Origin of the sequence: Brucella pecoris (genome assembly GCF_006376675.1) — a bacterium.
GTDB lineage: Bacteria > Pseudomonadota > Alphaproteobacteria > Rhizobiales > Rhizobiaceae > Brucella > Brucella pecoris.
Window position 1 is genome coordinate 57,929 of sequence record NZ_VEWK01000009.1, and the last position, 20,652, is coordinate 78,580.

Sequence of the window (20,652 nt, forward strand, 5' to 3'; positions counted from 1 at the left end):
AAACAATATTGTACGTCTCAAAAGAGACAGAGCGATAGTGACTGAAAATGCAAAACACTGTTGTCGACATCTTTAAGTCGTAGAAATCAAAGCGCAGCCAACGGAAAGAGCGAAGCGTGTTATCCTTCAGGCTGAAATATGCCGGTTCAGTCACGGATACCGCAACCGACCTAACAAAGGACGGGCTTCATGGTGCGGATCGGGTGCTCGCGATTGTTGCAGTTTTGCTGAATGTGGCTGTCGCCAACCTCGATATTGCGATTGCCAACACGGCGTTGCCGCAAATGGCCTTCAGCCTCCAGCTGACCGCATCACAAGCCATATGGATTACTGCTTCTTATCAGCTATCCATGGTGTTTGCCCTATTGCCCGCGATTGTCTACGCGGAAAGACTGGGGGCGAGAAGGATCGCTATAACCGGCATTATTCTATTCAGCCTCGCTTCCCTAATATGCGGATTCTCATCCTCATTCGGCTCGCTCATATTCGGCCGAACGCTTCAGGGTATTGGGGGCGCTTGCATCGCTGGAACTGGAATTGCACTCACGCGGTTCATATTTCCGGAAAAGCTGCTTGGGGTCGGCATGGGTATCAACGCGTTTGTGGTCGGGCTGTCGCTGGCGGCAGGACCGACTCTGACATCGCTTATCCTGAGCGTGGCTTCATGGCCATGGTTGTTTCTGATTAATGTACCCATTGGGATGTTAGGTATGGTCCTGGGACTTTATGCCATGCCGCCGTCCGCTCGTCCTGTCGGGCGCGACGTTGACCCGATCGGGCTCGTTCTGGCGGCAGCGCTGACGACCATCTGCTGTCTGAGCCTGCATTTCCTCGCGCACAGCCAGCAACAGTTGAGCATGATTGTTGCCGCGTCAGGTGTAATCGTTCTGATTTTTCTCATACGCCGTGGCAAGTCAGCATTGATAACAGCATTGCCGGTCGACCTCTTCGCCAACCCCATATTCGCTCTGTCGGCGCTGACAGCCATTCTGTCATTTCTAGCCATGGCTGCAGCGTTTATTTCCCTGCCATTTCTTTTTCAACAGCGCTTCGGATTTAGCCAGATAGAAGCCGGATTTGTGTTGTCGATATGGCCGGTATTTGCGACGCTGACATCGCTCCTTGCGGGAACTATTTCAGACCGCGTGTCGCCTGCCTTTCTTTGCGGCATCGGGCTTTTATCAATTACAATGGGGCTATTTCTGCTGGCGCTTCTCCCGCCGGACAGCGGTGTTCACGCCATTGGCACCAGACTGGCTTTGTGCGGGGCCGGATTTGGTCTGTTTCAAGCGCCGAACATGAAGGCGATGCTAATGTCCTCCCCTCCAGACAGAAGCAGCAGTGCTGGGGGTATATCCACGCTTGTCGGCATTGCCGGACAATCCCTCGGAGCGGCACTCGTGGCGGCAATGTTCAATCTTTATGGCGATTTCGGGCCACTTTATGCGCTTTACACGGGTGCTCTGTCCGCCCTACTCGCCAGTGTTGCCAGCTTTACTCGAGACCTGCCGTGACGATGAAGAATCGCGAAACACACCTTGATTTCGTAACCCGATTGCATTTATGAGGCGCATGTCAGGCGTGGGGGTGGAGATCCGAGAGGTCTTCAAAGGAAGCTGACCGGTAAATTCCTTGCCCGTTCAACAAGGCCCTGTGGCTTCCCATTTTCGAGGTTTACGTGTTCGATATCATCCTTATCTTCGCTGTTCTCAGCGCAACCATGCTGTTTGACTGGACCAAGCAGTCTTCAAAGTGATCGCCTGCGGCGGTCCTTGTCCCTCACGCGTTACAGCCGGCCCTTGGGTCGGCTTTTTTATTGCGTGATTTCGCTTTTCGGGGCGGAGGCGGACAGATGTCGAAACCGCGTCCCAACCATATCGAAATCGTCTCACCATGTACTGAAAGCGATATTGTACGTCTCGCCATCTATGCGGCGATAGTGGGTAGTGACGAAAATCACTGCTGTCGAAAAATAAGCCTGCCGTCGCTTGGCGAACGGTTGTCGCACCAAAGGGGGACGCAGTTGGTTTTCTCGTGGATCGGTCCTTCATGACCGGGAAAAGGAGACCAATCAATGATCATCGATACCAGTTGCTATCCGACCAATCTGGTCGATCTGGCCTGGCAGCATGATGGCGATCCGTTCAGCGGCGAGCGCCTGATTCAAATGATGGACGGCCCCTATACGATCAATGGCAAACCGCGCCGCATCGACAAGGCGTTCATCCAGCCGCCACAAGGCAACACCATCTATACATGGACGGACGGGGAACTCGACGGGCGTCAGTCCATCGATGCCTATATGGCGTATACGCTTGAAATGGTTCAAAAATATCCGGACCGTTTCATTGGCTGCTTCGTCTATAATCCGCGTTGCGGCGTGCGCAACGGGGTCGAGGCCATCGAGCGTTACGTGAAGGAACACGGTTTCCGCATGGTTCAGTTGCAGGCCAACATGCACGCATACCGGCCTGATCGCGCCAAGGACTGGCTGCGCCCTGCACTCGACAAATGTCGGGAGCTTGGCGTGCTCGTCAAGCTGCATACAGGTGACGGTCCCTACAGCATTCCGACGGAGTGGATTCCGCTGATCAAGGAATATCCAGACGTCAATTTCATCATGGCTCATTTCGGTGTGCAGACGGGAGGGGTCTACTGCTTCGAGCCTTTCCAATGGGCAATGGAATATCCGAACGTATTCTGTGAAAGCAGTTGGTGCCTGCAGTCGCGCATCGTCGAATTTGCCAAGGATTTGCCGACGCACAAGATCCTTTACGGCTCAGACACTCCGCCCAACGAACCGGGCATGTGGCTGAACCTTCTGGAAGTGCTTTGCCACGAACCGCCGCAAGGGATGAATCTCGACGAGGACACGCTCGAGGATTACCTCGGCAACAATCTCGCCCGCATGTTGGGCATGGAGCCAACCCCTCCGCCCGCCACCTATCAGGATGCAGTCGCCGAACTTGAACGTCATGGCATCGAAAACAAGCACTACCTGGCGACCCTTGCCTAGTTCAGCGGAGAATCCACATGATCATCGACACCCATCTGCATCCAACCAATCTGGTCGACGAGGCCTGGCGTCATACCGGTGAGCCGTTCACCGGCGAGCGTATGCTGAAGCTCATGGACGGCCCCTATATGATCAACGGCAAGCCGCGCCGGATCGATATGGGCTTCATTCAGCCGCCACCCGGCAATACGGGTTATCGCGATGGTAACCGCCGCGGGCGCGACGGCATTCGCGATTACATGTCTTATGTCGCCGAGCTTTGCCAGAAATATCCGGACCGCTTCATCGGTAACTTCAACTTCAATCCTCGCTGGGGCCCGGAGAACGGGGCTGCGGAACTGGAATTTCACGTCAAGGAATACGGCTTCAAAATGCTGAAGCTGCATTCCAACATGCATGGTTATCGCCCTGACCGGGCATTGGAATGGCTCCGGCCTGCCATGAAGAAATGTGCGGAGCTGGGCGTCGTCGTGCTTATCCACACGGGTGACGGGCCCTATTCGATCCCGACGCAATTCTATCCCATCATTCGCGAATTCCCGATGGTAAACTTCATCATCGGCCATTTCGGGATACAGACGGGCGGTAACTACTCGTTCGAAGCGTTCTGGATGGCGATGGACTCACCGAATGTCTATTGCGAGTCCGGCTGGTGCTTCCAGTCGCGCATCGTGGAGTTCGCAAAGCAACTGCCGCCAAACAAGATCGTGTTCGGAACTGATTCGCCGCCGAACAATCCGGGCATGTGGCTGCGCGAACTGGAGGTTCTGTGTTCGCCCGAGCCGCAAGGCATGAACCTCAGTGAAGATATTCTCGAAGACTATCTGGGTAACAATATTGCCCGTCTCGTCGGTATCGAACCCACCAAGCCTCCCAAGGATCTGGCGGAAGCGGAGAAACGTCTCAAGGCCACCTACGTCTGAGGCGTTGTGCGGGGTGCGCCTGCGCCCCGCACATTTCAGGAAATGACATCGGGAGGAGTCATGAACGAGCTGCATTCAGTCACCAAGACGGGAACACAGGATTTTCAGGGTTTCGCGAACGTCTACCGGCAACTTTATCCCGATGACGTTGTTCATATCCGCGAACCTCTGCAGGATGGTCGCGATGTCACCGCTCTGGTGGCCGCGCTGGCCGAAAAAGGCAAGACACCCATGCTGGTCTGCGATCAGGTTCCGGGCAGCGAGGTGCCGCTGGTCACGAATGTGTTCGCGTCGCGCGAACGGATCGCCCGCATTTTCGGAACGAGTGTCTCTGAGCTTCATGGCGAGTATCAGAAACGCGCCAACACTCCGATCGAGCCTGAATATGTTGCCGACGGCCCGGTAATGGAACAGGTCGATGAGAGCAAGGACGTCGATCTCGACAAACTGCCGATGATCCGGCATTTCGAGAGTGACCGCGGACCCTACATCACAAATGCGATCATTGTTGCGAGCGATCCGGAAACCGGTATCGCCAATCTCAGCTATCACAGATCGATGCGGCACTCCCAGTCGGCGCTGGCAACGAGCCTGCATTCACGCGGTCATTTATGGCGCATGTATCAGACGGCGCGTGAAGCCGGTCGCCCGTTGCCGGTCGCGATGGTGATCGGAGCGCATCCGCTTTTCATGCTGGCCGCTTCGGCAAGGTTGCCTTTCGGTGCCGATGAGCGTGCAGTTGCTGGTGGGCTGATGCGCGAGCCGTTACGTCTTGTCAGGACGCCACGCTACGCCATCGGCGTTCCGGCGGCGGCGGAATATGTACTGGAGGGGCACCTTGACCCTAACGCACATGTCGAGGAGGGCCCGTTCGGCGAGTTTTCCGGTTATTCCTCGGATCGTTCGACCAATACGCTGTTTCACATAACGGCGGTCATGCGTCGCAAGGCGCCCTGGCTGGTCGATGTGGTGGGCGGCGCGACGGATGAGCATCTCAACCTTGCTCGCCTGCCGCGGGAAGCCGAAATGTTCGAAAAGCTGAAGGCACGGTTCCCATCGGTGACGCGGTTGCACTACCCCACTTCCGGCACGCACTTTCATTGCTATGTGGCGCTGAAGCAAAGCCGACCCGGCGAGGCGCGCCAGGTCATGCTCGGCCTTCTCGGCTGGGACCCTTACTTGAAGACCGTAATAGCGGTTGATGACGATATAGACGTCACCCAGGACAGCCAGGTGCTGTGGGCACTGGCCACGCATTTCCAGCCGCATCGTGATCTCTTCAGGATTGACGGTCTGCCGGGTAGCCCGCTCGATCCTTCCTCAAGCGCCGACGGCACGACGTCACGGCTCGCCCTCGATGCAACCCGAAGCCCGGATTTCCACGGTATTCGTGCGGTCATCGGCGACGATGCGCTGGGACGTGCGCGCGATCTGGTGGGCAGTCTGGCCGGGGTAAAACTGAGGGGAGCGGTGACATGAATGCCATTTCTCCAAGACCAGACGAATACCGCCCACGCATGGTCGTCGGTATCAGCGGCGCATCGGGCTTCGTCTATGGCTTTCGCCTTCTCGAAATTCTGCAGCGGCTCCAGATAGAAACCCATGTCGTCGTCAGCCGGTCGGCGCTTCTGACCATGACCCACGAGACAGACTATAAGCTCGCCGATATCCGTGATCTGGCAAACTATCTCTACAAGTCCGACGATATGGCTGCCAGCATTTCGAGCGGATCCTTCAGGACCATGGGTATGGTCGTGGCGCCATGCTCGATGAAAACGTTGGCGGAAATAGCGCACGGCCTGTCGGGAAGCCTGATCAGCCGGGCGGGCGACGTCACGTTGAAGGAACGGCGCAAATTAGTGCTTCTGGTCCGGGAAACGCCTTTGACGCAAACCCATATCGCTAACATGCTGACCGTCACCCAGATGGGCGCAATCGTCACGCCCCCTGTTCCGGCATTTTACGCCAGGCCCGCGAGCATCGCGGAGATGGTCGATCACACGGTGGGCCGGGTTCTCGATCTTTTCGATCTTGAGACGGGTGGCGTGCGGCGGTGGCTCAAGACGCCCTGATAACGAAAATCCAAGGGAGAAGAAACGATGTTGAAGACAGTCAAGGACAAGATTCCGGTCACCGTGCTTACCGGTTTTCTCGGTTCCGGCAAGACGACGCTGCTGAACTACATCCTGAAGGAAAATCACGGCATGAAGATTGCCGTAATCGAGAATGAATTCGGGGAAATCGGTATTGATGGCGATCTGGTCGTCGGCAGTACGGAAGAAATCTTCGAAATGACCAATGGTTGCGTATGCTGTGTGGCCGAGGCGCGGGATGATCTTTTGCGGGTTATACGTCAGTTGCTGGCCAGACCCGAGCGTCTCGACCATATCATTATCGAGACGAGCGGACTTGCCGATCCCTATCCGGTTGCACAGACATTCTTCCTTGACGATCCGATCCGCAACGAAACCAATCTCGATGGTGTCATCACGCTGGTCGACGTCAAGCACATCCGCCAGCATCTGGACGATATTCATCTGGATGGCATCGACAATCAGGCGGTCGATCAGATCGTCTGTGCAGACCGCATCGTGCTCAACAAGGTGGATTTGGCGCAGGATGCTGATATCGCTGATGTGACCAAACGCATCCGCCACCTGAACGAAACTGCGGATATCGTGTTGTCGAGCTATGCGCAGATCGATCTGACCAAAATCCTGGGGCTGGCGGCCTTCGACCGCAATCGCAAAATGGCAGCCGAGATCGATTTCGACTGGCACGTGCACAATCATAATCACCATGGTGATGGGCACGGCGATGGTCACGTTCATGACCACGAGGATCACGGTCACGACCATGCATGGCTCGGGGATGCCAGCCATACGCATGACGTGTCAGTCACGTCGGTCGGCATCGAGCTTCCGGGCAATATGGACCCGCAGAAAATTTCACGCTGGGTGCAAGAACTCAAGCGACAGAACAACGAGAATCTGTTCCGAATGAAAGGCATCTTTTCCGTGCAGGACGATGACTATTGCTATGTCCTGCACGGCGTCCACAACGAGATCGAATTCCGCCCCAATCATCCATGGGCCGGAGACCAGCGCTCGAACAAGATGATCTTCATCGGGCGCAATCTCGACCGGGCTTCGTTGCAGGCCCGCATAGAAGCGTGTCGGGCATAATGACCCGCAGTCGACCGGCTTCGGAGCCGGGAGTTTATTCGCTGCATCGCTTGGTGCGGGGATGATTTCCGAAGCCGGTTTGATGGAACAGGCGATGAAAACGTCAAGACAAGACGTCACGAAAGGAACGGCCACAAGTCGTTGGAAATTGACTCAATAAGGGGAACAACGATGACATCTGCAATACATCCAGTCGATGAAATACTACCAGCCAAGAAAATGCTCACTCTGGCGCTGCAGCACGTTGCTGTGTCCTATGTGGGATCGGTTGCGGTGCCGCTGATTATCGCCAATGCGCTCGGCTTCAGCTCCGAAGAAACCATCATATTGATCAGTGTTACCTTCTTCTGTTCAGGTATCGCGACGCTGTTGCAAACCATCGGGTTCTGGCGTTTCGGCGTGCGTCTCCCGATCATGAATGGTGTCGCCTTTTCGAGTGTTTCGGCCATTATCGCTATCGGCTCCATGCCGGGGGTGGGGATAGCGGGGATTTGCGGAGCCGTGATCGCAGGCGGCATCTTCATCATGCTGATCGCACCGATCACCGGCCATCTGCGACGCTTCTTTCCGCCGGTCGTAACGGGCTGCATTGTCACCGCCATCGGGGTGCAGCTTCTGCCGGAAGCCTATCAATGGGCAGGCGGCGGGCGGGGCCAGTCCGATTTCGGCGATCCGGCCTTTCTGGGCGTGGCGCTGCTGGTCCTGATCGTCATCCTTGCATTCAATCGGCTTGGATCTCCGCTCCTGAAAAATCTGGCCGTGCTTTTCGGCATGGGGGCAGGGGCTATCGTCGCCTTTCTCCTGGGGATGGGCAATCTCAGTCCGGTCGAAACCGCTCCCTGGGTGACTGTTCCAACGCCGTTCCATTTCGGTCTGCCGACTTTCGCCGTCTTGCCTTTTATGACGATCGTCATCGTCATGATCGTCCAGACGGTTGAATCCATGGGGCTGTTCATTTCGATCGGCGAGATCGTTGACAAGGATGTGACGCCTGAACAGGTCGCCGATGGCGTGCGCGCCAACGGTCTGGCCAGCGCGGTTGCCGGTGTCTTTGCAGGGTTCCCCTTCATTGCTCATATGGAAAATGTCGGGCTCATCATTTTGAGCGGCGTGCGCAGCCGCTGGGTTGTCGCCCTGTGCGGCTTTATGCTGTGCGTTATCGCCTTCTTTCCAAAGTTCGGTGCAGTCCTCGCGGCGGTGCCCGCACCGGCACTCGGCGGCGCAGCAGTGGCGATGTTCGGCATTGTCGCGGCGGCTGGCATCCAGTCGCTGTCCAAGGTCGATTATGCGAATAATCAGTACAACATTCTGATTGTCGCACTGACGCTGGCCATCGCTTTCATTCCGATCATGTCACCCAATCTGTTCCAGCAACTGCCGGACTGGACGCAGTCTATCCTGCATTCGAGTGTCGTGGTCGCTTGCGTGGTTTCAGTGACGCTCAATCTTGTCCTTAACGGTTTGGGAGACCGCAATCAGGCACATGATGGTCATCTGGCCGTGGCGAAGTCCCAGACAGACGGCGGCTGAACATAACCAGCTACGGGGCCGGGCGTACTGCCCGGCCTGCGAGCGGAAGCTTCGCACCCGCCGTCACAGACATCGCCGAAGGCGGCAGGCGACATAAGGCCGTTCTACCCTTTCAGTTCCATTCAGATAATGAGGTTTCACGATGGACAATTTGTTCCAGCAATCCGCCGCGCCGCGCCGTCGTCTTGTCCGGGGAGGTATGGTCGCAGTCGGCGCCAGGGATGTCCGACAGGCCGATATGTTGATTTCCGAAAAGGGCGTCATCCTGGATATTGCGTCCGACATCGAGCTTGAAGACGACATGCAGCTCATCGATGCGGAAGGCTGCATTGTTTCGCCGGGTCTGGTGGATATGCACCAGCACCTCGACAAGACAGGCGTACTGCGTTTCGCGCCCAACCCGTCGGGCACTTTGCAGGGCGCGCGCGATGCTTTCGCAAAATATGCACGACAGGCCCCGCCCGACGATATTTTCAAGCGGGCATCCAGAACCATTGAGCGTTGTCTCAGCCGCGGCACCACGGCTATCCGCAGCCATGTGAATGTGGACAAGGATGCGGGCTTCAACGGTATAGAGGCGCTAGCGAAACTACGATCGGACTGGGCCGACCGGGTGAAGCTGCAGCTTGTAGCTTTCATGATCCCGCATCCGGGGCAGGATCTGGACTGGCTGGAGGCCAATATCGATCGCGCGGTCGCGCTGGCTGATGCCGTTGGGGGCACGCCCGCAGTGGCGGAAGACCCGGAGCGTTATCTCGATATCCTGTTCGCCGCTGCGGCGCGGCATGGCCGTCCAGTCGACCTGCATCTCGATGAACATCTCAACCCGCAACGCCCGCTTTTTAATGCTGTTTTCGAGCGGGTCCGCCGCTATGGTCTGGAGGCGCGCACCGTGCTCAGCCATGCTTCGGTTCTCAGTGCGATGGACCGGCCGGATTTCGAAGCAATCCTTGAACAGATCGTCGCGTTGAAGCTCGGTGTTGTCACGCTGCCTGCGGCCAATCTTTATCTGCAGGCGCGCGATTGCGACAAGCTGCCGCCACGCGGACTGACGCGGGTGGCCGAGATCGTGCGGGCCGGTGTGCCTATCGCCACTGCTTCCGACAATATCGAAGACCCTTTCGTTCCGACCGGTTCCGGTGACATGCTGGAAATCGCACGCTGGACCCTGCTCGCGGGGCATCTCAAGGGCGACGAACTTGCCACTGCCTACGCGATGATTACGGCGATCCCTGCAAAACTCATGGGGCTCAAGGAATATGGCTTGCATCGGGGCGCACGGGCTGATTTTCTGCTCGCCAAAGCCGAAAGAATCGACGGCTTCGTGGCCGGCGGAACACCGCATTTGCGTGTTTTCTCCAATGGAACGCTTGTATCGGAGACGCAAATCGCCACGATGACCGCGGCGAAGACGCAATCCGTCGTGCGTGAAACGGCCTGAGACGTCGCGTGCTCCGGATAAAAGCGGGGGAGATGCGATGGCCGGGGGATTGGCAAAGCGACTGACAGTATTCGGCATGGTTATCCTGCGCGAAGCGATCAGCGTCTACTGGACGCTGATCAAGATCATGCTGCCGGTGATGGTCCTGACACAACTGGCAATCGAGATGGGTTTGATCAAGGCCATCTCGCCCGCCTTCGCTCCGGTCATGCAGTTCGTTGGACTGCCTCCGGAAGCGGGTTTCGTCTGGGCGATGAACCTGCTCGTTGGCGTATGGAGCGGGGCGGTGGTGATGTTCGCCGTGTTGCCGGTCGACACGCTGACCACAGCGCAGGTGACGATCCTCGGTTCGCTCTTCCTCTTCGCCCACGCCATTCCCATTGAACAGCGTATCGTGCAAAAAGCGGGGCCGCGCTTGATCGTTTCTACCCTGATCCGGCTTGGCGGCGGGCTTGTCTTCGCATGGGGGATCAACCTGATTTCCAGCCATACCGGCTGGTTGGCGGAACCGGCTGCGCCGAGCTGGGTGCCGGGCCACTACGATTCAGGCTGGAGCAGCTTCGTCGCCGACACTGCTTCCACGCTGGTCTGGATATTTGTTGTTCTGCTTGGTCTGGTAGCCGTGCTGAGGACAATGGATGCGCTTGATGTGACGCGCTTCCTGAACCTGCTTCTTTCGCCCCTGTTGCGCCTGCTCGGCATAGCGAAGGATGCCGCTCCATTGACCGTCGTCGGGCTGGTGCTGGGTCTGTCCTATGGCGGGGGCCTCATCATTCGCGAAGCGCAACGCGGGCACATTCAGCCTCGGGATGTCTTTCTCGCGTCGAGTTTCATGGGCCTCTGCCACAGCCTGATCGAAGATACGCTGATCGTGGTGGCTCTTGGCGCGGATATCTATGTAGTGCTGTTTGGACGTCTGATTTTCTCCGTGCTCCTGATCGCGATATTTGCCAGACTCCTGCGTGGAACGGGCGATGTCTTCTTCTTCCGCTTCCTTTATCGGGACACGCAGCATGGCAAATCGCGATCGCAATACCGACCGGTGACAGAGCAGCCACTGGATTCATAAATGCTGAATTTGATCGTGCTTCAGTTTGAACTGGAGCAGGGTGAAGAACACGCAGCGGAACGATCGCCGACGACGCGCCAAGAGTCATGAAGCCAGAACAAAACAGATGCTGATCTGTCCCAAGCGTGCCTCTCAACCCAAACGCTTTCTTTCAAGCGCGATCTGGCTGGCGAGCCGTGCAGTTTCTTCGTCGGAAATAAGTACGTTGCCGGTCCCGGACAGCAGAGCTGCGGCAAGCGCCTCAGCCTTGTTGAGGCCGCCCGAGGCAAACACTACCGTTGGCACGTTTTTCAAAGTGTCGAAGGAAGGCGCTATAGCGCGCTGATTGATCGGATGATTGATCGGCGATCCGTTCTTGTCGATAAACTGCGCCATGATATCGCCGCAAGCACCTGCCGCGATCAACTCCTCCAGCTTGACATCGCTGGGCAATCCATAGCGCACTAACAGGGAGCGCGGGGTCATGTCGCCGATACTGACGATGATAATATCGTTCTTTCGAATCTGCTCGAAGGCATTCTCGAAAACATCCTGGCTTACGATCGCGTCCCGCGACTGAGGACTGCCGGCATAGATCGGTGCTGCGAGATAGGCGCACTGGGCATTGAGCTGGCGTGCAAGATCGCTCGCAATGTCGAATGTATTGATTTCGATCCCGTGCGTTAACCCACCCAGTACTGAGTTCACGGAGATGTCAGGGCGCTTCATCATTGGAATATGGCGCACCATTTCACGCAATGTAGCGCCCCAGCCAACGCCGATTCCCGATATTTCGGTGGTGTTCAGTTGAGTGACAAGATAATCGGCCGTTGCCTGCCCGACCAGAACCGGCACGAGATCGGCGTTGTCGGGCGTGGGTACGATGCTTGCATGATGCAAAGAAAAGTCGGCTACAAGCTGCTGTTCAAGTTCGACGCACGAAGCCAGTCGGGAGTTCAGCGTGATCGTCACCAGCCCCGACCGGCGCGCTTCGGCAATGATCTTGTTGATGCGCAATCGATTGGTGGAAAGTGCCTGGGCTATTTCTCCCTGAGTGCGGCCTTCCATGAAGTACTGCCACACTACACGCATCTGCATTCGCTCGTCAGCGTGAACGACTGAAGAATTTTGCGTCGGCTTCCCGTTCATCGTCTGGACCTCATTTTCCCGTCATGCAAATTCGCTGTTCGGCGTCCTGGTTTGAAGACGTCTGTCCATCCCTGATTAGCAGCGCTTTCCTTGTTCGAAAAGATATTTGCATGATCGGCTGCATAGCGTGCCCTTCTTCCCTTCCAACTCATATCGCATAGGAATTTACAAGTGTAAATTAATATTGACACTTGTATGAACGCTCTTCTAGATTAAAGGCAACAACCGAAAGCCAATGGGAGAAGAAGGCTATGCCACGAGCAAACCAGACGATGAAGCCGCTTCGTGGTTTCTCCTGCCGACTCAATTTTGGTGCAATTTGGTGATCGCGATGAACAGCATGTGCTTGACGAACGAGCCCGAGAATATTGCGCTGGTCATTTTCGATTGCGACGGCGTGCTGATCGATAGTGAACCCCTCGCCAGCCGGACGCTTGCCGAAATGCTGCAGGAAGCCGGAATATCTATTGACGCGCGGGAGGCGCATGTCAGGTTCACTGGCAATTCGGAACCGACAATTCGCAGGATATGCGAAGAAGAGTTCGGTTTGACGGACGTTGATGCGCGTTTTGAAGCCTGGCACGAAAACCTCTACCGGGAATTCGGCCGTTCGCTTAGGTCGATGCCGGGCATGGATGCGGTGGTTGCGAGTATCAATCGCCCTAAATGTGTGGCCTCTAACAGTTCTCCAGACCGTTTGCAGAAAAGCTTGGGAAGGCTTGATCTCTGGGAGCATTTTTATCCGGCTGTGTTCAGCGCTCAAATGGTGGCCAGGCCCAAGCCCGCTGCAGACCTTGTTCTGCTTTGCGCGGAGAAATTCCAGGTCAGGCCGGAGCATTGCGTGATGATCGATGACAGTCCGCATGGAATAGTCGCCGCTGTAGAGGCCGGAGCTGTGGCAATAGGATTTGTCGATCCGGCAGATCCGAGGCCTGATCGCGCATCCCTTCTGATGGCCAGTGGGGCATCGTTCATCGCCAATGGTGCAGCAGAATTGCTGGCCGCGATATCTGCGGCCAATAACGTGCTCGGTGAAGCGAACAGGGTGGCTTGAACGCCGTGTTACATTTGCAAGATTGCACCAACAACTGTAAGCTTTTTAATAGATGCGGTGAATTGATCTAATCAGTTTACAATCTGGGGAACAAAAAATGGCCCGCGTCATACAGATTTCAGATACCCATCTCGGCCGCCAGAAGGCGCATTTCGTGGGCAACTGGCAACCCTTGCGAGAATGGCTTGTCAGTCAGAATCCGGATCTCATTATTCATTCCGGCGACATCAGCGTGGATGGTGCGGATGTCGATGATGATTTTGTATTCTGTCACGAGATCATGGCGGATCTGCCAGCTCCGATGCTTGTCGTTCCGGGAAATCACGATGTTGGTGAACCGAAAAGCGTGCATCAGCCGACTGACAATCGTCGTTTGGAGCGCTGGAACCGCCGGTTTGGCAAGGATTTTTGGGTGAAAGACGAGGGAAACTGGCGCCTGATCGGTTTTGATTCCATGATCCTTAGTTCTGGTCTAGCAGCCGAAGAAGAGCAGTTTCATTGGCTGGAACAACAGATGGATAATGCGAATGGCCGCCACATCGCATGGTTTTGTCATCAGCCGTTGTTCATAAATAGTTGGGATGACGTCGATAATGGTTATTGGTCGGTCAAGCGTGAACCACGTGGCCGACTGGAGGATCTGGTCAAGCGTTTCGGCGTTGATCTCATTGCCAGTGGCCATCTTCATCTTTCGCACGATTTTGTTCTCGATGGGGTTCAATTCGTCTGGTGTCCGTCGGCTGCGTTCGCAGTCGGTCCCGACATGCAGCCGCCGCTGGGCGGTGAAAAGCAGCTTGGCGCGGTGCGTTATGAATTCTCGGATGCGGGTTTCACATTCGAACGCATCCATCTGCCAGAGCTGACGATGATGTGGATCGACGACGTCGTGCACGAAGTTTACCCCCCGCGATAAATTGGCGGACGACGAATGCTGGAGGAGAGCTTTTGTCCCAGGTTGATATTCAGAACATAAGCAAATCGTTCGGCACTCTTCGGGTGTTGGATGATATCAATATTTCGATCCGTGACGGGGAGTTTCTTACACTCGTCGGCCCTTCCGGCTGTGGGAAATCAACCTTGGTGCGCATTATTGCCGGTCTGGAAAGCCAAACCTCCGGCACGATTTGCGTGGATGGTTCGTCTGTGAACCATTTGCGTCCCCACGAACGCAAAGTGTCCATGGTTTTTCAGAGTTATGCGCTCTATCCACATATGACTGTTTTCGACAATATCGCCGTTCCGCTAACGGTTGAAAAACTGAGTCTCTTCGAGCGAATTCCACTTCTGAAATATCTGTCACCGCGGCGTAAAAGGCTGATGCACGGGATCGGCGAACAGGTGGAATCCGTCGCCGCGCAATTGAAAATAGAAGCTCTTCTTGGGCGAAAACCCGCTCAGCTTTCGGGCGGGCAACGTCAGCGCGTTGCCCTTGGCAGAGCAATGGTTCGCCAGCCGCGTGCCTTCCTTATGGATGAACCGCTGTCCAATTTGGACGCAAAACTGCGCGTCCATATGCGTACCGAACTGACGGAACTGCATAGGCGCATGCGGGCGACTTTCATTTATGTCACCCATGATCAGACCGAGGCCATGACCATGTCGGATCGTGTCGCGATGATGGATGGCGGCAAGGTACAACAGCTTGGAACACCGTCTGAGCTTTACGAGCGACCCGCCAATCTGGAAGTGGCCCGTTTTATTGGAAGCCCGACAATAAACACGATGGTTGCCACCGTCGGACAAGGCGGTCGCGTGGAGATACAGGGCAGATCCCTCGGTATCGCCGTCGATTTGGCCCAGGGCCAGAATGTGATCCTGGGTATCAGGCCAGAGGCGCTCAGCTTGCTTACGAACGAGCGGACATCCGCATGCCGGTCGATCATCGACGCGCGCTTGCGCCGCATGGAGAATCTGGGGGCCGAATTCCTCTACCATTTCGATCTGACCGGCACTGACGCGAACAGCTTTATCGTACGGGCGGCTTCTTCTCATAACGTTATCCATGAAGGGGATGCCGTCCGGCTCACCTTCGATCCCGCTCTTTGTCATATTTTCGGTCCCGATGGACGTCGGGTGGAAAAAACGCCTGTGCTTTTATCGGGCGATGAGGCAGGGAGGCCGAAACATGGCTCCATCGTCTGAAAATGCCTTTATCTTCGGAAAGGGGGGGCGAGTTTTCATCGAGAAACTGACAGGGCTCGGGCTTGCAGGGCCAGCACTGCTGCTGCTCCTGCTGTTACATATCGTGCCTCTGATCATGCTGATCGTTTTGAGCCTCACCGACTATCAACTGGGTGACCTTGCGTTGAATTTTGTCGGCCTCAAGAACTTTTCGAGCGCCTTGCAGGACGATGCGTTTCGACGGTCGCTTTTCAATACCTTCATCTACGTAGCCATCGTCGTTCCTGGCTCGGTTGGTCTCGGCCTTTTGTTTGCACTCCTCATTCACGGCAGAAAACAAAGTCGGGCGATCTATGAGGTGATATTCTTCCTGCCAGTCACCGCGACCCTCATCGCAATGGCGTCGGTTTGGAAATTTCTACTCCACCCTACTCTCGGCCCTATCAACGCAGTTATCGTTGCACTGGGCTGCGAACCGGTGAATTTTCTCAGCGATCCCTCTTATGCGCTGCCGACGCTAGCGGTCATCGGCATCTGGCAGCTCGTCGGTTTCAATATGGTGTTGTTTCTGGCGGGGCTCTCCTCAATCCCCAAAGATCTCTATGAAGCCGCAGATATTGACGGCGCAGCGGGCGTGATCGACAGGTTTCTAACCGTAACCTGGCCCATGCTCGGACCGACAACGATGTTCGTCCTCATCACGACGTCGATCACCGCCTTCAAGGTGTTTGATACTGTGGTTGCTATAACGCGGGGCGGTCCGCAGGATTCTACCAATGTGATCCTCTATGCGATTTATCTGGAAGGTTTCCAGTATTTCTCGACTGCCTACGCCGCTGCCCTGACGCTTGTCTTCCTGACATTTATTCTGATTTTTTCCGGTATCCAGACCTTTTTCATCGATAGGAGGGTCCACTATTGATAGCGCAACACAACGAAACCGCTGCAATCGGCACCCCCGCAGCCCGAAATTCGACGAGATTGAAAAAGGGCCTGATGTTTCTGACGGTCCACGGAATCCTGATCTTCGGTGCGATCTTCATTCTCATGCCGTTCGTCTGGATGCTTGTGACATCGATCAAGCCGCCGAACGAGATATTCAGTGCGCAGTTGCGATTATGGCCAACGCAGTTTTATGGCATCGAAAATTACAGCTTTGCGCTTGAAAGCGCACCTCTGCTTCGCTTTGCCTTGAATGGCGTCATTGTTTGTGCCGGGATACTTCTGGTGCAGCTAATTGTGGCCATTCCCTGCGCCTACGCGCTGGCCAAGCTGGAATTCACTGGTCGCAACGTATTTTTCGTTCTGATCCTGCTCGCATTGGCCATACCCATACAGGTGCCGGCGCTTCCACTTTACATAGGTCTGGCCTGGGTCGGTCAGTTGAATACCTATTTCTCGATGATGCTGCCGTTTTTCCTGTCGGCCTTCGCGATCTTCCTGTTCCGGCAGTTCTTCAGGAGTTTTCCCGATGACATCATTAATGCCGCGCGTCTGGATGGCATGGGGGAGCTGGAAATCATCTGGCGCATTGTCACGCCAAGCGCCATGCCCGCCATTGCGGCATTCTCGGTCTTTTCGATCGTAGCGCATTGGAACGATCTTTATTGGCCACTCATTGTGATTTCCGACAACCAGCTCGCACCCCCACCGCTTGGAATGCTGCTCTTTGCGGATGCCGAAACCGGTTCGAATTACGGCGCACTGACGGCTGCAGCAGCCATGCTGACTGCGCCTTTGGTGATCTGTTTCCTGATTGCTCGCAAACGCTTCATTCAGGGCATCACCATGACCGGCGTTAAATAAAAAGCCTCAATAAATAGAAGAGTTTTATCCAGGGAGGAACCAATGAAACACATAGCAAAACTCATCGCTGCCGGTGTTTTGACAATGCAGATGACGGGAACAACGCTGGCCGCCGACGTAACGCTGGACGTGCTCTATGCCCAGCCGGGCTTCGCAAAGTTTCACGATCCGATCGCACAGGCCTTCATGAAGGAGCATCCAGACATAAAAATAAAATTCCGGGCTCCGGCGAAGGATTACGATGAAGGGCACCTTCTGATGCAGCGGCTCGCCGTGACCAATCAGTTGCCCGACATCTATTTCCCAGGCTACCATCTGCTGCCAGAACTTGCGCGCACATTGTCCAAGCGCAAACAGATTACCGACCTGAAACCGTTTCTGGATGCTGAACCGGAAAGCTGGAAAACGGAGAATTATTCGCAGTCGATGCTCAACTTGGGCATCGTTGACGGCGTCAAATACGGAATGGCCTTCAATGCGTCGCTTCCCATTATTTATGTGAATGAAAACGCAGTAGAGAAAGCTGGTCTGGACCCAAAGGAAGTACCATCCAGTTGGGACGATCTGCTGGCGCGCGCCAAAAAAATCCATGACGCGGACCCGAAAATGGCGGGTATCGGTTATACAATCTACGACTGGCCCGACGACTGGCTCTGGCAGACCATTTTGCGCCAGGAAGGGACACAACTCGTTGATCCCGAAACAGGAAAGGCCGGTTTCAACAATGAAAAGGGCCTGGCAGCCCTGAAAATTCTTCGCCGTATGGTGACCGATGGTGGCGAGACCTTGCTGGAATTCGAACAAGCGCGCCAGCAGTTCGCTGCGGGCCAGACGGCCTATTTTGTAGACACTCCGGCACGTCTCGCACAGATCATCGGTCTGGTTGGAGATCGCTTTAAACTGAACACGATGACAGTGCCGCTCGACGACAAGGAGAATGGTGGCTTTCCCACTGGTGGCGCAGCCGGGATCATTCTTTCGCAAGATGAAGCCGTGCAGAAAGCTGCATGGGAATATCTGAAATTCGCTACCGGCCCGAAAGGGCAGACTATCGTGGTGGAAACAACGGGTTATCTGCCGACAAACAAGCTGGCTGACGGTGCTGACTATCTTGCTCCATTCTACGAAAAGGAGCCGCGTTTCAAAACGGTGGCATCAGAGATAGAACAGGCGCGACCATGGGAAGGTTATCCGACGGGTTCATCGGTTCGCATCTGGCGAGCAGCACGCGATGTCATCGCCAAGGTAATGCGGGGTGATCTTACCCCCGAAGACGGACTTCCTGCCCTCGTAAAAACGGTCGATGAGATGACCCAATAGCGGTCACGCACCAACGCAGATAAGCAGGGGCTTAGCGTTCGCTAAGCCCCTGTGTGCTTTTCGGGTTCATTTTGGAACAGTTCCAGTTAAAACGGAATCAGTAGAACCGCTCTATCCTTTTGTTTTTACGCATTATCCTACGCAAAACCGCTTCGCACTTTTGCTGGAAATGCTCTAGCAGATTTGCACCAATAATCTTGGTCACCGCGTTCGGCTCGTTTCAAACGCAGCACCACGGGTTAGGGTTTGAGGCTGATCCAGTATGAACCTTCAAAGGGAACGGCTGCGAAACGGCGGTTAATCTCCGCCAGTGTCGTTTCGGGGCTGAGATCGGCAAACAATTCCGGTCGCAGCCAGACAGCGAAGGCCTCTGCCGCCAGGATGTTCAGGGGAACGGCGTTAAAAAAGTTCCACAACCCATGTACGCGCCGATCCTCTACGGCCTCCAAACCGGCGCGGAAAGGGTTTTTCAAGGCGTTTGAAAGTGTGTCGCGGGCTTCCTGCTCGCTTACGCCCGGTCCAATCGAGAAGCCGCTATATTTACCCCCTGGGGATGAGGTGGCGATGTAAACTTGGGGATCGGCGGCGACAATATATTCGCTGCTGATCACCGCCCCCTGGGACGGACCGTCGGCGGCAATGTTTCGGCTGCCGGTCAGCGTGATGAACTCGCCCATACTGTCTCGCCCATAAGCGTAGCAGCATTGTTCGGAATTGGGAAAGGCTTCAAGCAATACAGTAGGCCCGGCCCCATTCGTCGCCACCCGATCACGAATTCGCGCAATGCGCTCGTCATAGAAATCGGCAAAGGCGTTTGCCTGCTCCTCGCGGTTGAGTACCTTGCCCAACAGGCGCATGTTCTTCGAGGTATTTTTGAGTGCATGGTTGCCGAAATCGACCACGATCACCGGTACGCCCATTTTCTCCAGATAGGTGATCGCCTGCATACCTTCGTCATTGCGCATCTGCCAGTCTGAAAGGATGGCCAGATCGGCTTTTACAGAAACGATCTTCTCGACCGAAACCGTCATGCCGTCACCAATGACCGGGACCTTGTCAAGTTCCGGAAAACGCTGTCTGAAACTGGCATAGATTTCCGGGTTGTCCCCCTTGAGGTCATCAGCCCAGCCGGCCAGCACGCTGACGGGATCGGGATGGATAAGCGACAATGCAATCAGATTGAAGCCGCTACCAAGCAATATGGACTTTGGCTGGGCGGGAATGGTGACGTCCCGGTCAAGGGCATCCTTGACATGAATGGGATAAGTCACTTCTGCAATTGCGCTGTTACCGAGAGCCAGCCACATCACAGTCAAACAGACAACCAGACGGATCATTTCATTGCCTTCTAAGTTCGGGTAGCGCACATAATTCACCGCATCCTGCAACACCCGGCAGTTTGTAGCGCAGACAGCAGATCTTGCGGCGGCACAGATTTGCGCCATGATCTGCTTCTTGGCGCAGACAGCCAACAAACGGGTTGCGCGTTCCATCGGCGAAAGTCTGTGTTTCAAACAGCGGACGACACGGCCAGCCTTCATCAGAATGATCTTCCGCCGCGCTGTTGACGGCATAATCGATATAGACTGCCGCATTATTCCAGGCGAGCCGCGGCGAGATGCCGGTGCGGTCCTTGAGGACCTGAACAACAGTGTTCAAGTGATTTTTTGCGACATGGCTGATCACGTCCATGACATCCAGCGCATCACACGCCCGCCCGCCATTGAGCAAGCCAAAGGAACGTGGCAGACCCTGCTCATTGACGGCAATGGTCATATTCTCCAGCTCGACCGGAAGGGCCACTCCGTTCTGTCTGGCGCAGATATAGGGAATGACCAGCAGAGAAAAATAATAGAGCGACCAGAACGACGAAACCGCTCGCAGATCGGCATCGGGATAGGTAGCCGCGCATTTATGCAGGGTTTTTGTCAATTGAGCGCCGTGCAGAAACTCCAGCACAGGCATACCGTCAGTCAGTTCGGATGACAGCATCATAGTGTCGGCGCACCATGCATTTTCACCATGGAACAGTGCTCTCAGGCCTTGCGGCCTGAGAGCT

Annotated in this window: 18 protein-coding genes; 15 read left to right on the plus strand and 3 right to left on the minus strand. The window is 55.5% G+C overall.

What is annotated here, in order from left to right; translation table 11 throughout:
- Positions 1–116 precede the first annotated feature (116 nt).
- The 9 genes from FIB18_RS16380 (at position 117) to FIB18_RS16420 (ending at position 11,164) form a co-directional block, all read left to right on the plus strand.
- Positions 117–1,514 carry an MFS transporter gene (locus FIB18_RS16380; RefSeq protein ID WP_140021721.1) on the plus strand — a complete coding sequence of 466 codons (1,398 nt, stop codon included), beginning with the start codon at positions 117–119 and terminating at the stop codon, positions 1,512–1,514.
- A 560-nt stretch (positions 1,515–2,074) separates the two neighbouring features.
- Entirely contained in the window at positions 2,075–3,016 is a 942-nt protein-coding gene (locus FIB18_RS16385) for an amidohydrolase family protein (protein ID WP_140021722.1), read from the plus strand.
- Between the two features lie 17 nt (positions 3,017–3,033).
- Positions 3,034–3,939, plus strand: coding sequence for an amidohydrolase family protein (locus FIB18_RS16390; protein ID WP_105543700.1), 906 nt, complete (start codon positions 3,034–3,036; stop codon positions 3,937–3,939).
- 60 nt (positions 3,940–3,999) lie between these two features.
- Complete coding sequence (locus FIB18_RS16395; RefSeq protein WP_140021723.1) at positions 4,000–5,418, plus strand: UbiD family decarboxylase; 1,419 nt, start codon at positions 4,000–4,002, stop codon at positions 5,416–5,418.
- Positions 5,415–6,011: a UbiX family flavin prenyltransferase gene (locus tag FIB18_RS16400; protein WP_140021724.1), complete on the plus strand. Its 597-nt coding sequence runs from the start codon at positions 5,415–5,417 to the stop codon at positions 6,009–6,011. The genes FIB18_RS16395 and FIB18_RS16400 overlap by 4 nt, the downstream gene beginning before the upstream one ends.
- Before the next feature lie 27 nt (positions 6,012–6,038).
- Positions 6,039–7,124, plus strand: coding sequence for a CobW family GTP-binding protein (locus tag FIB18_RS16405; RefSeq protein ID WP_140021725.1), 1,086 nt, complete (start codon positions 6,039–6,041; stop codon positions 7,122–7,124).
- Between the two features lie 171 nt (positions 7,125–7,295).
- Positions 7,296–8,654 carry a nucleobase:cation symporter-2 family protein gene (locus FIB18_RS16410; protein ID WP_140021726.1) on the plus strand — a complete coding sequence of 453 codons (1,359 nt, stop codon included), beginning with the start codon at positions 7,296–7,298 and terminating at the stop codon, positions 8,652–8,654.
- A 142-nt stretch (positions 8,655–8,796) separates the two neighbouring features.
- Positions 8,797–10,095, plus strand: a complete 1,299-nt coding sequence (locus tag FIB18_RS16415; RefSeq protein ID WP_140021727.1) for an amidohydrolase family protein — start codon at positions 8,797–8,799, stop codon at positions 10,093–10,095.
- A 37-nt stretch (positions 10,096–10,132) separates the two neighbouring features.
- A complete protein-coding gene (locus tag FIB18_RS16420; RefSeq protein ID WP_140021728.1) occupies positions 10,133–11,164 on the plus strand; it encodes a nucleoside recognition protein in 1,032 nt (343 codons plus the stop codon).
- Positions 11,165–11,296: 132 nt separating this feature from the next.
- Here FIB18_RS16420 and FIB18_RS16425 read toward each other — a convergent pair whose 3' ends face one another.
- Complete coding sequence (locus tag FIB18_RS16425; protein ID WP_140021729.1) at positions 11,297–12,292, minus strand: sugar-binding transcriptional regulator; 996 nt, start codon at positions 12,290–12,292, stop codon at positions 11,297–11,299.
- 331 nt (positions 12,293–12,623) lie between these two features.
- On the opposite strand from FIB18_RS16425, the gene FIB18_RS16430 reads away from it, so the two are divergent.
- The 6 genes from FIB18_RS16430 to FIB18_RS16455 all read left to right on the plus strand — a co-directional run bounded on the left by FIB18_RS16430 (position 12,624) and on the right by FIB18_RS16455 (position 18,593).
- Positions 12,624–13,346: an HAD family hydrolase gene (locus FIB18_RS16430; RefSeq protein ID WP_140021730.1), complete on the plus strand. Its 723-nt coding sequence runs from the start codon at positions 12,624–12,626 to the stop codon at positions 13,344–13,346.
- 97 nt (positions 13,347–13,443) lie between these two features.
- Positions 13,444–14,259: a metallophosphoesterase family protein gene (locus tag FIB18_RS16435; RefSeq protein ID WP_140021731.1), complete on the plus strand. Its 816-nt coding sequence runs from the start codon at positions 13,444–13,446 to the stop codon at positions 14,257–14,259.
- Between the two features lie 32 nt (positions 14,260–14,291).
- Entirely contained in the window at positions 14,292–15,488 is a 1,197-nt protein-coding gene (locus FIB18_RS16440; protein WP_140021732.1) for an ABC transporter ATP-binding protein, read from the plus strand.
- On the plus strand, positions 15,472–16,389 hold the full coding sequence (locus FIB18_RS16445) for a carbohydrate ABC transporter permease (RefSeq protein WP_140021733.1): 918 nt from the start codon (positions 15,472–15,474) through the stop codon (positions 16,387–16,389). The genes FIB18_RS16440 and FIB18_RS16445 overlap by 17 nt, the downstream gene beginning before the upstream one ends.
- Before the next feature lie 74 nt (positions 16,390–16,463).
- Complete coding sequence (locus FIB18_RS16450) at positions 16,464–17,273, plus strand: carbohydrate ABC transporter permease (RefSeq protein ID WP_174977446.1); 810 nt, start codon at positions 16,464–16,466, stop codon at positions 17,271–17,273.
- A 42-nt stretch (positions 17,274–17,315) separates the two neighbouring features.
- Positions 17,316–18,593, plus strand: a complete 1,278-nt coding sequence (locus FIB18_RS16455; protein WP_140021735.1) for an ABC transporter substrate-binding protein — start codon at positions 17,316–17,318, stop codon at positions 18,591–18,593.
- Positions 18,594–18,832: 239 nt separating this feature from the next.
- On the opposite strand, the gene FIB18_RS16460 is transcribed toward FIB18_RS16455, so the two are convergent.
- Entirely contained in the window at positions 18,833–19,930 is a 1,098-nt protein-coding gene (locus FIB18_RS16460) for an ABC transporter substrate-binding protein (protein ID WP_140021867.1), read from the minus strand.
- A 1-nt stretch (position 19,931) separates the two neighbouring features.
- Entirely contained in the window at positions 19,932–20,558 is a 627-nt protein-coding gene (fhuF, locus tag FIB18_RS16465) for a siderophore-iron reductase FhuF (protein WP_235894909.1), read from the minus strand.
- Positions 20,559–20,652 lie beyond the last annotated feature (94 nt).

Excerpts from the sequence above, each read along its gene's own strand:
- FIB18_RS16385 (WP_140021722.1), top strand. The coding sequence starts at position 2,075 with ATGATCATCGATACCAGTTGCTATCCGACCAATCTGGTCGATCTGGCC.
- FIB18_RS16390 (WP_105543700.1), top strand. The coding sequence starts at position 3,034 with ATGATCATCGACACCCATCTGCATCCAACCAATCTGGTCGACGAGGCC.
- FIB18_RS16395 (WP_140021723.1), top strand. The coding sequence starts at position 4,000 with ATGAACGAGCTGCATTCAGTCACCAAGACGGGAACACAGGATTTTCAG.
- FIB18_RS16400 (WP_140021724.1), top strand. The coding sequence starts at position 5,415 with ATGAATGCCATTTCTCCAAGACCAGACGAATACCGCCCACGCATGGTC.
- FIB18_RS16405 (WP_140021725.1), top strand. The coding sequence starts at position 6,039 with ATGTTGAAGACAGTCAAGGACAAGATTCCGGTCACCGTGCTTACCGGT.
- FIB18_RS16410 (WP_140021726.1), top strand. The coding sequence starts at position 7,296 with ATGACATCTGCAATACATCCAGTCGATGAAATACTACCAGCCAAGAAA.
- FIB18_RS16415 (WP_140021727.1), top strand. The coding sequence starts at position 8,797 with ATGGACAATTTGTTCCAGCAATCCGCCGCGCCGCGCCGTCGTCTTGTC.
- FIB18_RS16420 (WP_140021728.1), top strand. The coding sequence starts at position 10,133 with ATGGCCGGGGGATTGGCAAAGCGACTGACAGTATTCGGCATGGTTATC.
- FIB18_RS16425 (WP_140021729.1), bottom strand. The coding sequence starts at position 12,292 with ATGAACGGGAAGCCGACGCAAAATTCTTCAGTCGTTCACGCTGACGAG.
- FIB18_RS16430 (WP_140021730.1), top strand. The coding sequence starts at position 12,624 with ATGAACAGCATGTGCTTGACGAACGAGCCCGAGAATATTGCGCTGGTC.
- FIB18_RS16435 (WP_140021731.1), top strand. The coding sequence starts at position 13,444 with ATGGCCCGCGTCATACAGATTTCAGATACCCATCTCGGCCGCCAGAAG.
- FIB18_RS16445 (WP_140021733.1), top strand. The coding sequence starts at position 15,472 with ATGGCTCCATCGTCTGAAAATGCCTTTATCTTCGGAAAGGGGGGGCGA.
- FIB18_RS16450 (WP_174977446.1), top strand. The coding sequence starts at position 16,464 with ATGTTTCTGACGGTCCACGGAATCCTGATCTTCGGTGCGATCTTCATT.
- FIB18_RS16455 (WP_140021735.1), top strand. The coding sequence starts at position 17,316 with ATGAAACACATAGCAAAACTCATCGCTGCCGGTGTTTTGACAATGCAG.
- FIB18_RS16460 (WP_140021867.1), bottom strand. The coding sequence starts at position 19,930 with ATGATCCGTCTGGTTGTCTGTTTGACTGTGATGTGGCTGGCTCTCGGT.
- fhuF (WP_235894909.1), bottom strand. The coding sequence starts at position 20,558 with ATGCCTGTGCTGGAGTTTCTGCACGGCGCTCAATTGACAAAAACCCTG.